Genomic DNA, 13,242 nt, shown 5'->3' with positions numbered 1-13,242 from the left:
CGGCTCCTCACGCAGAAGGCGCGCGCATGAAACTGGAGCTGCGAGGCATCACGAAGCGGTTCGGACCGCTCGTGGCCAACGACCGCATCGACCTCGAGGTTCTTCCCGGGCAGATCCACTGCCTGCTCGGTGAGAACGGCGCCGGCAAGTCGACGCTGATGAACATCCTCTACGGGCTGTACCGCGCCGAAGAGGGCGAGATCCTCCTCGACGGTGTGCCGCAGCACTTCGGCGGACCCGGCGACGCGATGCAGGCCGGGATCGGGATGGTCCACCAGCACTTCATGCTCATCCCGGTCTTCACCGTGACCGAGAACGTCATGCTGGGCCACGAGAACTCCCGGCGCGGTGGGCGGCTGAACACGGATGCCGGGCGGCAGACCGTGCGACGCATCTCGCAGCAGCTGGGGTTCGAGATCGACCCGGATGCCCTCGTCGAAGACCTGCCGGTCGGTGTGCAGCAGCGCGTCGAGATCGTCAAAGCCCTCTCGCGTCAGGCGAAAGTGCTCGTCTTCGATGAGCCGACGGCCGTGCTCACGCCGCAGGAGACGGACGAGCTCATGCAGATCATGCGCCAGTTGCGGGATGCCGGTACCGCGATCGTGTTCATCACGCACAAGCTGCGCGAAGTGCGCGAAGTCGCCGACACCATCACCGTCATGCGCCACGGGAAGATCGTCGGCCAGGCCGCTCCGACGGCGAGCAGCGCGGAGCTCGCGACGATGATGGTCGGCCGTCCCGTGCAGCTGACGGTCGACAAGAAGCCGGCGCAGCCGCAGCAGGACGGCGGTCTCGTCGTCGACAACCTCACGGTGCTCGATGCCAACGGGCACCGTGCCGTCGACCGGGTCTCGTTCCACGCTCGCGCCGGCGAGATCCTCGCCGTGGCCGGGGTGCAGGGCAATGGGCAGACCGAACTGGTCGAGGCGATCATGGGTCTGCGCGAGGCGACGAGCGGCAGCATCCGTCTGGATGACACGTCGCTCACGGGAATGGACGTCCGCGACATCATCGCTGCCGGTGTCGGATACGTGCCCGAAGACCGGCACCACGACGCCATCGTGTCCGAGTTCACGCTGGCCGAGAACCTGATGCTCAACCGGTCGCACGACCGACCCTTCGTCGCGCACGCGACGATCCAGAATCAGGCGCTCGATCAGTTCAGTCGAGATCGGATGGACGAGTTCGATGTGCGTGCGGGCGGTATCGACAGCCCGATCGGCACGCTCTCGGGCGGCAATCAGCAGAAGGTCGTTCTGGCGCGCGAGCTCAGCCGCGACCTGCGCGTGTTCATCGCCTCGCAGCCGACCCGCGGGATCGATGTCGGATCGATCGAGTTCGTGCACAACCGCATCGTCGACGCGCGCGACGCCGGCGTCGCCGTGCTCGTCGTATCCACCGAGCTCGACGAGGTCGCCGCCCTCGCGGACCGGATCATGGTGATGTACCACGGTCAGATCGTCGGCATCGTGCCCGCGGACACCCCGCGCGACGACCTCGGCCTCATGATGGCCGGCATCCTTCCCGACGCCCAGGAGGCGACCGCATGACCATGCCTGCCTCCGAGCAGACCCGATCGGGCAGTCGAGACCGGCGGCGCCGTGTCGACTGGCACGGCGCGCTGCGCGCCGCGACGACGGGCAGCGCCATGATCGCGGTGCTGTCCATCGTGGTCGCCCTCTTCATCGGCGCGGTCCTGATCGCCGCGACGAACGACGACGTCATCGCGGCATCCGCCTACTTCTTCGGGCGCCCCATGGACATGCTCGTCGCGATCTGGGAGGCGGTGACCGGTGCCTACGGCGCGCTGTTCCGCGGGTCGGTCATCAACTTCTCGGCACCCGACTTCCCCTCGGCGATCAAGCCGCTGACCGACACCCTCACCTTCGCGACCCCGCTCATCATCGCGGGGCTGGGCGTGGCGATGGCGTTCCGCGCGGGCCTGTTCAACATCGGCGGCCGCGGACAGATGCTCATCGCCGCGGGAGCCGCCGGCTGGGTCGGCTTCACCCTCGACCTGCCGTGGGGCCTGCACATGCTCGCCGCCGTCGTCGCCGGCATCATCGGCGGAGCACTGTGGGGCGGTCTCGTCGGCCTGCTCAAGGCACGCACCGGCGCGCACGAAGTGATCACGACGATCATGCTGAACTACGTCGCGTTCTACCTGATCTCGTACCTGCTGCGCACGCCGCTGCTGCAGGCGCCGGGTCAGAACAACGCCAAGTCGCCGCCCATCGACGACACCGCCGTCTTCCCGCTGCTCCTCGGCGACCGCTACAACCTGCACTTCGGCTTCGTCCTCGCCGTCGTCGTCACGATCGGCGGCGCCTGGCTGATCAACCGGTCCTCGATCGGCTTCCGCTTCCGCGCCGTCGGGTTCAACCCGCACGCCGCCCGGGTCGCCGGCATCGACGTCGGCCGCACCTACGTGCTCGCCATGCTCGTCTCGGGCGGCCTCCTCGGCCTCGCCGGCGCGAGCCAGGTGCTCGGCACCAACACCTCGGGCTTCACCGGCGGGGTGGACGCCGGAATCGGGTTCGACGCGATCATCGTCGCCCTGCTCGGACGCTCCCGCCCCTGGGGCGTCTTCGCCGCCGGCATCCTCTTCGGCGCCTTCAAAGCCGGCGGGTTCGTCATGCAGGCTTCCGAGGGCGTGTCCGCCGACATCGTCGTGGTCGTGCAGGCGATCATCGTGCTGCTCATCGCCGCACCGCCGCTGGTCCGGGCCATCTTCCACCTGCCCCAGCCCAGCACGACCTTCGCGAAGGGTGCGGTGTCATGACGGTCCCCACGATCACCCCGCTCGTCCCGACCGAAGACGACGACATCCCCACGCCCCGCAGCTGGCGCACCCCGACGATCCTCGCGACCCTCGCCCTCGCCGCGACGGCGCTGTTCCTGGGCATCCCGCGCACGCAGGCGACGACGTTCCGGCTCTCCACCGACACCGACGTCATCGCTCTCCCCGACCTCGTCGTGCCCGGTTCCGCCGCCGTCGTCGCTGCGGTGCTGCTCCTCATCGGGGCGGGCACGTCAGCCGTGCGGGCGTATCGGCACCGACCGACGCCCCTGTGGGTCAGCGTCGTGTTCGGCGTCGTCCTGGTCAACGGCTTCCTGATCTGGGCGGGGTCCGGAGCGACCCTCCCGCTCACGGGTCTGCTCGTCGGAACCCTCAGCGTCTCGGTGCCGCTGATCTACGGCTCGCTCAGCGGCGTGATCTCCGAGCGCGTCGGGGTCGTCAACGTCGCGATCGAGGCGCAGTTCCTCGCCGGTGCGTTCTCGGGTGCCGTCGCGGCATCCCTCACCGGCAACCTCTTCGCGGGCCTCGTCGCCGCCATGATCGCGGGGATGCTGGTGGGCGCGGTGCTCGCGGTGTTCTCGATCCGCTACGTCGTCGATCAGGTCATCGTCGGCATCGTCCTGAACGTGCTCGTCACGGGGTTCACGGCCTTCCTGTTCACGCAGGTGCTGAGCCCCAACGCCGCGGCCTTGAACTCGCCGCCCCGGTTCGCGGCGCTTCCCATCCCGTTCCTCGCCGACATCCCGATCATCGGGCCCGTGCTGTTCCAGCAGACACTCATCGTCTACGTCATGTACGTCGCCGTCGCGGTGGTCTGGTACGCCCTGTTCCACACGACGTGGGGTCTGCGCGTCCGCGCTGTGGGCGAGCACCCGCAGGCCGCCGACACGGTCGGCATCCCGGTCAATCGCACGAGGTTCCGCACCGTCGTGCTCGGGGGTCTGGTCGCCGGTCTCGGCGGCTCGTACTTCACCCTCGGGTCGGTCGGCTCGTTCAACATCGATATGACTGCCGGCGCGGGGTTCATCGCGCTCGCCGCCGTGATCTTCGGGCGGTGGGACCCCATCCGCTCGACCCTGGCGGCGCTTCTGTTCGGCTTCGCCAGCAGCCTGCAATACGTTCTCAGCATCATCGGCTCTCCCGTGCCGAGCGAGCTCATGCTGATGCTGCCCTATGTCGTCACGATCTTCGCCGTCGCCGGTCTCGTCGGACACGTCCGCGGACCCGCCGCGGCCGGCAAACCCTACGTGACCGCATGAACCAGACCCCCACACCCGCGAGGACCACGATGACCGACGACGAGTTGATCGCCCTTCTGCGCCCCGACTCCGCGCGCGCGGGGACCCCCGCGACGCAGCTGCGCGATGCCCTGGAGGCGCTCATCGACAACGGCACTCTCGAGAGCGGCCGCCGCCTGCCGACGGAACGGCACCTCGCCGAGACGCTCGACATCTCGCGGCTCGCGGTGCGGCAGGCACTCGAGGCGCTCCAGGCGCGCGGCGCCGTCGAGCGACGGCAGGGCTCGGGAACCTACGTGTCGTCGGCGCGCATCGAGGGCAACCTGCACCTGCTGAGCGGACTCTCCGACGAATTGAGCAGCGCGCAGCGGACGGTCACGACCCGCGTGCTGCAGTTCGGCTACTGCGCCGCCGACACCGCCGTGCGCGACGCGCTCGGGGTGGGGCCCGACGCGCTCGCCGTCATCCGGCTCGTGCGGGTGCGCTCGGTCGATGGCATCGCCTCGACCTTCGAGACATCCTGGCTGCCGTCGCCGATCGCCGCGCATCTGCTGGGGCAGGACCTCACGGATGCTTCGCTGTTCCGCCTGCTCGCCGAGACCCGCGGAATCGTTCCCGATCACGCCACGGAACGGCTGCGCAGCACCGTCTTGGACGCACAGGAGGCGCAGCAGCTCGAGACGCACGCCGGTGCGCCCGCGTTCCGCGTCAACCGCACGACGTACGACGCCGACGGTGCGCCCATCGAGTACGTCGAGACCCTGCTGCGCGGCGACCGGTACTTCTACGCCACGACGCTCGAGGCACCGCACCGGCTGCCCGACGCATCCGAACGTCTCAGCCAGTTCGAGACCCTCGCGGTGGACACCCGATGAGCATGTGGCCCGTCCGCCGGTTTCGCGACCTCACCCTGATCGATTCGCCCGACGGCAGCACGATCGTCATCGCCTGCGACTCGGTGGGCGGCATCGGATCGAAATCGTGCGACACGTTCACGACGGATGCACGTGCCGTGACCCATTTCGCCGCTCGCGTGCCGCTGCTCGAGGTGCTCGCCGCCGGCGCCGCCCCGACGGTGATCGTGGACACCTTGAGCGTCGAGAAGGACCCCTCGGCGATCGACATGATCGACGAGATCAGGGCGATGGCTCTCGAGCTGGGACTCGACCCCGACGTGAGCGTCACCGGCAGCACGGAAGACAACGTCGCCACGATCGCGACGGGCATCGGCGTCACCGTGATCGGCATCGCCCCGGCGGGCGCTTTCCGCGCGACGCGTGCCCGAGCCGGCGACCACGTCTACGCGGTCGGGGTGCCGCTGTCGGCCCCGCAGGACCGGTTGATCCCCGGCGACCCGCGGATGCCGGGTATCGCCGAGGTCGCTCTGCTGGCCGGCATGGACGGCGTGCACGAACTGCTGCCCGTCGGCTCGCAGGGCATCGCACACGAGATCGCACAGCTCGCGCAGGGCCTCGTGGTCACGGCCGCCGGGCCCCACCGCATCGACCGGGCCGTCACCTCCGGCCCCTCCACCTGCGTCCTCGTCGCCGTCGCGCCAGAGGCCGCCGGCACGCTCGCTCTTCGCGACGATCTCCCGATCGAGCTCGTCGCGACCCTCAGCACCGACAGTCCCAGTGAAAGGCACCACTCATGACCGCATCCACACTCACCACGGCGGCCATCGTGACGGACCGAGCCCGTGGCGCGCTCTACGGGGTCGCGCTCGGCGACGCGATGGGAATGCCCGGAGAGCTCTGGTCCCGCGCGAAGGTCGTCGACACGTTCGGCTGGATCGATCGGTTCCTGGATGCACCCGAGGGGCACCCCATCGTCGACGGGTGGGTCGCCGGCCAGGTGACCGACGACACCCAGCAGATGGTCATGCTCGCGGAATCCATCATCAACGCCGGTGGCACGGTCGACGTGCGCACGCTCGCCCGCGATCTCGTCGCCTGGGCGGACCGCGTCGGCGCGACCGAGGGCCGTTTTCTCGGGCCGACGAGCGCGCGCGTGATCCACGCGCTGCGCGAAGGTGCCGATCCGCTCGACACGGGAGTGGCCGGCCTCACCAACGGCGCCGCGATGCGCATCGCGCCGGTCGGAGTGCTGTGCCCCAGCGACGACCTCGAGAAGCTGGTCGATCAGGTCGAGGCGACCTGCGTCATCGCCCACCTCACCAACATCGCGATCGCCGGTGCCGCGATGATCGCGGCGGTCGTCTCGACCGGCATCGACGCACCCGAGGGCCAGAGCCGCGACGAGACCGTTGCCGCCGCGATCGACGCCGCGTACCGTGCCTGCGCGATCGGCATGACGCGCGGCAAGGATGAAGCGGCGGCGTCGCTTCTTCGCCGCACCGAGCTCGCCGTCGAGGCCGCGCGAAGCGACCGCAGCGACGACGACTTCCTGCAGTACGTCTACGACGTCGTCGGCGCCAACACCGACACCACCGAGTCGGTGCCCGCCGCCCTCGGTCTCGTCGTGCGCGCGGACGGCGACCCGGTCCGGGTCGCCGTCCTCTCGGCCAACCTCGGCGGTGACACCGACACCGTCGGCGCGATGGCCGGCGGGATGTGCGGTGCGATCGCCGGATACAGCGCCATCCCCGAAGAGATGAGCGAGCAGCTCGTGCGCGTCAACGAGCTCGACATCGAGCCGGTCATCGCGAAGCTCGTGGGCTACCGGCGGGCTGCGGTCTAGTCCTGCCGTGCCCGTGCCCGAACCCTGGCGCGGGCACGGGCCTCGACGACAGGAGCTGCGGCTGGACGCGCGTCAAACGCTCGCGGCTTCCGAAACCAGCGCGTCGATTGCGCTCGGAGCAAGTCTGTCCTCGATGACCATAAGCGCGGCGCCGCGGACACCCGCGTCGACGCCGCCCTGCGCGGGAACGATGCTCAGGTGCTGCGTCGCGAGAGGTATGGACCGCCGGTAGACGACCTCGCGGACACCCGCGATGATCTCTTGCACATGGACGCCGAGCCGCCCACCCACGACGACCGTCGAAGGATTGAGCATGCTCACACAGATGGCAGCGACCTCACCGATCGCTCGGCCCGCCTCGCGTGCTGCGGCGATCGCGCTCGGATCGCCGACCCGGATGCGATCAACGACGTTGGCGGGATCGACCGACTCTCCGGTCGCTTCGCTCAACTCTTGCGCGATGGCGGGTCCGCTCGCCGTCGCCTCGAGGTCATTCTCTCCGCGTCCATGCGGTACCTGGACGTGACCGATGTCACCGGCCGATCCGCGAGCGCCGCGCTGCAGAATACCTCCCGAGATGATTCCCGCACCGATTCCCGTCGATACCTTGATGAAGAGAAGATCGTCGACGTCGGGCCATGCGGTCGCGCGCTCGCCGAGCGCGAGCAGGTTGACGTCGTTGTCGACGAGCACGGGGACATCGAATCGGCGACGGACGAAGGCCGGGATGTCGAATCCATCCCACCCGGGCATGATCGGTGGTCTGATCGGACGCCCCGAAGAGTGCTCGACGGGACCGGGGACCCCGACGCCGACGCCGAGCAGTGAGACCGGATCCGTCCCGCACTCCGCCATCAGCTGTGACGCGGAATCGAGCGCGAGCCCGAGGATCTCATCGGGGCCGGACGCGATGTCGAGCACGTGCTGCTGCTGCGCGACGACGTTGCCCCGCAGGTCGGTGAGTCCGACCGTGCCGTGAGTCGCGCCGAGGTCGATGCCCACGATCGATCGCGATCGGGCGTCGAAGGCGAACCGGCTCGGCGGGCGTCCTCCGGATGACGCAGCGGTGCCAGCTGGAGCTATGAGCTCTAGCTGTGCGAGCGCTGCCATCCGAACGACCACCGTCGTTCGCGCAAGCCCGGTCTCGAGGACGAGCTCGGCGCGGGTTCGCGCGCGTCCGTCTCGGAGGATCTGGAACAGGTCACCCACTCCAGTCATCGGGGGCAGCGACATTGCTCGTACCTTCCGGATCGTTCCGACGCATTCTGGTGCGTGAAACGTTACCGGACTGAGGACTTGCGATTCTCGAGAAGGCAACATTTGACTTACAAAAGTCAAAAGGAGTATGGTCGGATCCATTCACTACGAGGAGGTAGGTAAACCATGAAGCTCGCATACGAGGCGAATGCCTGGGGCGGCGTCGTCGGAACGCCCAGCTCGGTGACCGACCTGCCGACCGGCTTCTATCTGACTCCCGGCGAGATCGGCCCTACGCTCGAGGCGATCGCCCGAAACGGTTTCAGCGGTGTCGAACTCTTCGACGGGAACCTCCTTGCTGTCGAGAGCCATCTGGGGGGCTTTCGCAAGGCGCTTTCCGACAACGGCCTGGAACTCGCGGGCGTCTACTCGGGCGGCCACTTCATCTACCGGGACGCACACGAAGACGAGTACGCCCGCTTCGAACGCTCGATAGCGCTGGCTGCAAACGCAGGCGCGCGCCACTATGTCATTGGTGGCGGAGCGATTCGCAGCACTGGTCGTCGTGACGACGACTTCCTCGTGATGGGGGAACTGCTCGACCGTGTCGCCGATAAGGCGCGTTCGGAAGGCCTCGTGCCGAGCTACCACCCGCATCTCGGTAGCCTCGCCGAGACGGGAGCGCAGGTTGACGCACTCTTCGCAGCGTCGGACATCGGCCTCTGCGCCGACGTAGCGCACCTGGCGGCAGGTGGCTCGGATCCGGCCGAGATCATCCGTCGGTATGCAGATCGCCTCGACTACGTCCACCTCAAGGACGCCGACCTCACAGCCGGCGGCTTCCTCCCGCTCGGCGCCGGCGACGTCGACCTCGCATCCGTCGTCGAAGCCGTCCGGGCAGCCGGCTATGACGACTGGATCACCGTGGAACTCGACGGTTACGACGGCGACCTGAATGCCGCCGCTGCCACCAGCCGTGCCTTCCTCACGGAGCACGGGCTCGCCGACTGACGCACCGGACACACCGAGCGGCGTACTCACGCCAGCTCACACAGCAAAGGAGATGTGAATGAGAAAGTTCACCAAGCCGCTCATCGCGATCGCGGCCTTCGCGACGGTGCTGGGCCTTGCAGCCTGCACCCCTGCCAGCGAAGGCGGACAGGCCGAGGTCGATGCGGATGTCGCGGCACAGATCGATGCCGCCCTCGAAGAGGTCACCGGACAAGTTCTCAGCGACGGTCCCAATGGGGAGGAGCCCTCGCCGTTCTCCGTCACGGAGATGACGGACGAACAGGTCGCTGAAGTCGCCGGCATGGGCCTCACCGCGGCAATCGTCATGCACTACGGCGGCAACGACTGGGCCAACGCGCAGATCGCCGGCCTCAACGCCGAATTCGACCGACTCGGCATCAGGGTCATCGCGACCACTGACGCCGACTTCGATCCCGCGAAGCAGGTGTCCGACATCGAGACGGTGCTCGCGCAGAACCCCGACATCATCATCTCGATCCCCACCGATCCAATCGCGACCGCGGGCGCATACCGTCGCGCTGCCGAGCAGGGCGTGAAGCTCGTCTTCATGGACAACGTGCCAGATGGGTTCGTCGCCGGTGAGGACTACGTCTCGATGGTCTCCGCAGACAACTACGGCAACGGCGTCACATCCGCCTACTTGCTCGCCCGCGCACTCGGCGGGCAGGGAACGATCGGGGTCATCTATCACGAAGCGGACTTCTTCGTCACGCAGCAGCGGTACGACGGCTTCATGGCCACGATCACCGAAGAGTTCCCCGACATCGAGATCGTGCAGGAACAGGGCATCGCCGGTCCGGACTTCGCCGGTGACGCGCAGGGTGTCGCCAACGCGATGCTCACCCGCAACGCGGACCTCGACGGCATCTGGGCCGTCTGGGATGTTCCCGCCGAGGGTGTGATGGCGGCCGCGCGAGAGACGGGACGCACCGACATCAAGATCGCCACCGAAGACCTCGGCACCAATGTCGCCATCGCACTCGCTCGCAACCAGATGATCGTCGGTCTGGGCGCGCAGCTCCCGTACGACCAGGGCGTCGCCGAAGCCCGGTTGGCAGCGCTGAGCATGCTGGGTGTCGAGGTGCCGCCGTACGTGGCGCTGAGCTCCCTCCCTGTCGACCACGACAACGTGCTCGAGGCATGGGAGACCGTGTACCACGCCGAGCCCCCGGCAGCCGTCAAGGACGCCTTCACCGACTGATCACCCCCCTGGGGGCGGGCCGTGGACGCCGCGGGCCGCCCCTCGACCTCGCACAGGAGAAAGACATGCAGGACGTCAACATCGCTCTCATCGGCGGCGGTTTCATGGGTAAAGCCCACTCGCTCGCGTACGCGGCCATGCCGATGTTCTTCTGGCCTGCTCCCGCGCGGCCGGTTCGCAAGACCATCGTCGATGTCACTGAGGAGCTCGCCTCCACAGCAGCGGAGCGCTACGGCTGGGAAGGCTATGCCACGTCGTGGCAGGACGTCGTCGCCGACCCGACAATCGACGTCATCGACATCGCGACGCCGAACCATCTTCATGCCGAGATCGCCATCGCGGCGGCCGAGGCCGGCAAGCACATCATCTGCGAGAAGCCGCTGGCTCCCACCGCCACGGACGCCAAGCGGATGCTGGATGCTGTCGAGAAGGCCGGCGTCGTGAGCGCCGTAGCCTTCAACTACCGTCGAACGCCCGCCGTGGCCCTCGCGAAGAAGTACATCGACGAGGGCGCGATCGGCAGCATCCTGAACTTCCGCGGCACGTACCTGCAGGACTGGAGTGCGGACCCCGACTCTCCGCTGAGCTGGCGCTTCGAGAAGAAGATCGCCGGATCGGGTGCCGTCGGTGACATCGGTTCGCATGTCGTCGACCTCGCCCGCTACCTCGTCGGCGAAATCAGCGAAGTGAACTCCGTCGTCTCAACCTTCATCAAGGACCGCCCGCTGCAGTCGGGCGGGTTCGACGCACTGGGCGGAGCTTCGAAGTCGGGCGGACCGCGCGGTGAAGTCGACGTCGATGACGAGGCGATCACTCTCGTGAAGTTCCGCGACGGCGCCGTCGGCTCGATCGAGGCGACCCGCAACGCCTGGGGTCGCAACAATTTCCTGACGTTCGAGATCCACGGGACGGAAGGATCGATCGTCTTCAACTACGAGAACCGTGACGAACTACAGGTCGTGTTCAAGAGCGATCCTGCGGACCGTCGCGGATTCCGCACCGTGTACACGGGGCCGAACACGCCGTACGGGGACGCCCTGTGGCCGATCCCTGCGATCGGTATCGGCTACGGCGAGACGAAGATCATCGAGGCTTACGAGTTCATGAAGGCGATCGCCGAGGGTGGCGCGGTCCGGCCTGATTTCGCCGACGGCTACCAGACCGCCCTCGTCGACGAGGCAATCCTCGACTCCGGCCGCACCGGTGCGTGGACTGCCGTCACGGAACACATCCGGGGACGATGATGACGGTGTCCGACGTCGAGGAGTCCGTGCCGACGGTCCGCATGAGGAACGTCGTCAAGAACTTCGGTCCCGTCAGCGTCCTCAAGAAGGTCGACATCGACATCCGCGCCGGCGAAGTTCACGCCCTCGCCGGCGAGAACGGCGCCGGCAAGTCGACGCTCATGAAGATCCTGCAGGGCGTCTACACCATCACGTCGGGCACCATTGAGGTCGACGGTCGAGAGGTCGTGATCCGCAACACCGCAGACGCTGAGCGTGCCGGCATCGGTATGGTCTTCCAGGAGTTCAGCCTCATTCCGTCGATGACGGTTGCGCAGAACATCTCGCTGAACAGGGAGAAGCGCGGACGCTTCGGACTGGTCGACGACCGCGCCGGTGAAGCGGAGGCCCGCCGCATCTTCGACGACCTCGGCGTGGCCCTCGACCCGCGGGTGACGGTCGGCGATCTCGGCACCGCGTATTGGCAGCTCGTCGAGATCGCGAAAGCGATCGCGAAGGACGCGAAGGTGCTTGTCATGGACGAGCCCACCGCGAGTCTGGCCAAGCACGAAGTGGCGAATCTCTTCGGACTCATCGAGCGGCTGAAGAGCAGAGGGATCGCGATCGTCTACATTTCCCATCGCATGGACGAGATCCGGCAGGTCGCCGACCGCATCACAGTGCTGCGCGATGGCAGCGTCGTGCTCAGCGAGCGGTTGTCCGAACTCACCTCGCCGCAGATCATCGAAGCCATCATCGGTCGTCGACTGGCCAGCGACCTGGTGTATCGCGAGCGGGATCGGGATCCGGACGCACCGGTGGTGCTGTCTGCAGAGGGAGTTGCCAGCGACCGCGTCCTCCGCTCCGTCGGCCTGTCCGTCCGCGCAGGCGAGATCGTCGGTCTCGCGGGACTGATGGGCAGTGGCCGGACCGAGTTCGCCCGCGTTCTGAGCGGGATGGACAAGCCCACGCGTGGGGAGCTGCGGATCGACGGAGAAAAAACCGTGTTCTCGGGCCCGCGTGCTGCGCAGCGCGCGGGTATCGCCTTGATCCCCGAGGATCGGCGAGAACAGGGTCTCGTGCTGGATCACTCGGTTTCCGACAACCTTGTGCTTCCTGTCCTCGACACCATCATGACGGGACCTTTCGTCAGCCCGTCGAAGACGGCACGTCTCACCGAGCGTCTGGTGAGAACCTACGAGGTGAAGGTGGCTGATCCGTATGCGCCCGTGAGCCTGCTGTCGGGCGGCAACCAGCAAAAGGTCGTCGTCGCGAAGTGGATCAACACCGCCCCCCGACTGCTCGTGATGGATGAGCCCACGGCCGGCGTCGACATCGGCACGAAGACCGAGATCCTCGACATGGTCCGCGAATTCGCCTCTCAGGGCAACGCCGTCGTCTTCATCTCCTCGGAGCTCCCCGAGCTGCTCGCCGTGGCCGACCGGATCGTCGTCCTCCGTGAGGGCCGCACGTACCGCGTGCTGGATCGCACCGAGGTCGAGAGCGAAGAGCAACTTCAACTCATCATCCAAGGAGAAGCCGCATGAGCAGCACCGTGACGACGGACAAGCCGTCGTTCATCACCCGGATCACCGCGCGCATGGACTGGCGTAGCAACATCATCTACGTCGCATTCATCCTCGTGTTCATCCTCTTCGCGGTGACACTCGGCGACAGCGGCTTCCTGTCCGGCACGAACCTGCTCAACATCGTTCGCCAGACGGCGACGATCTCGGTCATGGCGGTGGCGCGGTAAATAGGGAACCCCCAACCCCCGATAGAACACAACGGCCGGTGTGTTGGGGGGGTGTTATAGGTGGTCACCCCCCAGGGCCGCACCCACAAACGGCT

General features: G+C 67.5%; 12 protein-coding genes. 11 read left to right on the top strand and 1 reads right to left on the bottom strand.

Annotated elements, in window-relative coordinates; all coding sequences use genetic code 11:
- Nucleotides 1-26: 26 nt before the first annotated feature.
- The 6 genes from ACFC3F_RS09990 to ACFC3F_RS09965 are packed head-to-tail and all read left to right on the top strand — an operon-like array spanning nt 27 to nt 6,738.
- A complete protein-coding gene (locus tag ACFC3F_RS09990; RefSeq protein ID WP_376128995.1) occupies nt 27-1,550 on the top strand; it encodes an ABC transporter ATP-binding protein in 1,524 nt (507 codons plus the stop codon).
- A gap of 2 nt (nt 1,551-1,552) precedes the next feature.
- The gene (locus ACFC3F_RS09985) at nt 1,553-2,782 is read left to right on the top strand and encodes an ABC transporter permease (protein ID WP_376129063.1); all 1,230 of its coding nucleotides are present in this window, start codon (nt 1,553-1,555) and stop codon (nt 2,780-2,782) included.
- Nucleotides 2,779-4,059, top strand: coding sequence for an ABC transporter permease (locus ACFC3F_RS09980; RefSeq protein WP_376128993.1), 1,281 nt, complete (start codon nt 2,779-2,781; stop codon nt 4,057-4,059). Before ACFC3F_RS09985 ends, ACFC3F_RS09980 begins: the two co-directional genes overlap by 4 nt.
- A gap of 29 nt (nt 4,060-4,088) precedes the next feature.
- Nucleotides 4,089-4,913: a GntR family transcriptional regulator gene (locus ACFC3F_RS09975; protein WP_376128991.1), complete on the top strand. Its 825-nt coding sequence runs from the start codon at nt 4,089-4,091 to the stop codon at nt 4,911-4,913.
- Nucleotides 4,910-5,692 carry a hypothetical protein gene (locus ACFC3F_RS09970; RefSeq protein ID WP_376128989.1) on the top strand — a complete coding sequence of 261 codons (783 nt, stop codon included), beginning with the start codon at nt 4,910-4,912 and terminating at the stop codon, nt 5,690-5,692. The genes ACFC3F_RS09975 and ACFC3F_RS09970 overlap by 4 nt, the downstream gene beginning before the upstream one ends.
- On the top strand, nt 5,689-6,738 hold the full coding sequence (locus tag ACFC3F_RS09965; protein ID WP_376128988.1) for an ADP-ribosylglycohydrolase family protein: 1,050 nt from the start codon (nt 5,689-5,691) through the stop codon (nt 6,736-6,738). Before ACFC3F_RS09970 ends, ACFC3F_RS09965 begins: the two co-directional genes overlap by 4 nt.
- Before the next feature lie 72 nt (nt 6,739-6,810).
- Here ACFC3F_RS09965 and ACFC3F_RS09960 read toward each other — a convergent pair whose 3' ends face one another.
- Entirely contained in the window at nt 6,811-7,740 is a 930-nt protein-coding gene (locus tag ACFC3F_RS09960; protein ID WP_376128986.1) for an ROK family protein, read from the bottom strand.
- A 381-nt stretch (nt 7,741-8,121) separates the two neighbouring features.
- On the opposite strand from ACFC3F_RS09960, the gene ACFC3F_RS09955 reads away from it, so the two are divergent.
- From ACFC3F_RS09955 to ACFC3F_RS09935, 5 genes are all read left to right on the top strand, one after another.
- Nucleotides 8,122-8,946, top strand: coding sequence for a sugar phosphate isomerase/epimerase family protein (locus tag ACFC3F_RS09955; RefSeq protein ID WP_376128984.1), 825 nt, complete (start codon nt 8,122-8,124; stop codon nt 8,944-8,946).
- A 58-nt stretch (nt 8,947-9,004) separates the two neighbouring features.
- A complete protein-coding gene (locus ACFC3F_RS09950) occupies nt 9,005-10,168 on the top strand; it encodes a substrate-binding domain-containing protein (RefSeq protein ID WP_376128982.1) in 1,164 nt (387 codons plus the stop codon).
- A gap of 65 nt (nt 10,169-10,233) precedes the next feature.
- A complete protein-coding gene (locus ACFC3F_RS09945) occupies nt 10,234-11,412 on the top strand; it encodes a Gfo/Idh/MocA family protein (RefSeq protein WP_376128980.1) in 1,179 nt (392 codons plus the stop codon).
- 5 nt (nt 11,413-11,417) lie between these two features.
- On the top strand, nt 11,418-12,938 hold the full coding sequence (locus tag ACFC3F_RS09940; protein WP_376128978.1) for a sugar ABC transporter ATP-binding protein: 1,521 nt from the start codon (nt 11,418-11,420) through the stop codon (nt 12,936-12,938).
- On the top strand, nt 12,935-13,147 hold the full coding sequence (locus ACFC3F_RS09935) for a hypothetical protein (protein ID WP_376128976.1): 213 nt from the start codon (nt 12,935-12,937) through the stop codon (nt 13,145-13,147). The genes ACFC3F_RS09940 and ACFC3F_RS09935 overlap by 4 nt, the downstream gene beginning before the upstream one ends.
- Nucleotides 13,148-13,242 lie beyond the last annotated feature (95 nt).

The organism is Microbacterium sp. NPDC055910 (assembly GCF_042271185.1).
Lineage (GTDB): Bacteria > Actinomycetota > Actinomycetes > Actinomycetales > Microbacteriaceae > Microbacterium.
The sequence above is the reverse complement of the archived record's forward strand: the minus strand, read 5'-3'. Positions and strand labels throughout refer to the sequence as shown.

Coding starts and splice junctions, on each gene's coding strand:
- ACFC3F_RS09975 (WP_376128991.1), top strand. CDS start 4,089: ATGACCGACGACGAGTTGATCGCCCTTCTGCGCCCCGACTCCGCGCGC.
- ACFC3F_RS09945 (WP_376128980.1), top strand. CDS start 10,234: ATGCAGGACGTCAACATCGCTCTCATCGGCGGCGGTTTCATGGGTAAA.
- ACFC3F_RS09935 (WP_376128976.1), top strand. CDS start 12,935: ATGAGCAGCACCGTGACGACGGACAAGCCGTCGTTCATCACCCGGATC.
- ACFC3F_RS09980 (WP_376128993.1), top strand. CDS start 2,779: ATGACGGTCCCCACGATCACCCCGCTCGTCCCGACCGAAGACGACGAC.
- ACFC3F_RS09985 (WP_376129063.1), top strand. CDS start 1,553: ATGCCTGCCTCCGAGCAGACCCGATCGGGCAGTCGAGACCGGCGGCGC.
- ACFC3F_RS09970 (WP_376128989.1), top strand. CDS start 4,910: ATGAGCATGTGGCCCGTCCGCCGGTTTCGCGACCTCACCCTGATCGAT.
- ACFC3F_RS09990 (WP_376128995.1), top strand. CDS start 27: ATGAAACTGGAGCTGCGAGGCATCACGAAGCGGTTCGGACCGCTCGTG.
- ACFC3F_RS09950 (WP_376128982.1), top strand. CDS start 9,005: ATGAGAAAGTTCACCAAGCCGCTCATCGCGATCGCGGCCTTCGCGACG.
- ACFC3F_RS09965 (WP_376128988.1), top strand. CDS start 5,689: ATGACCGCATCCACACTCACCACGGCGGCCATCGTGACGGACCGAGCC.
- ACFC3F_RS09955 (WP_376128984.1), top strand. CDS start 8,122: ATGAAGCTCGCATACGAGGCGAATGCCTGGGGCGGCGTCGTCGGAACG.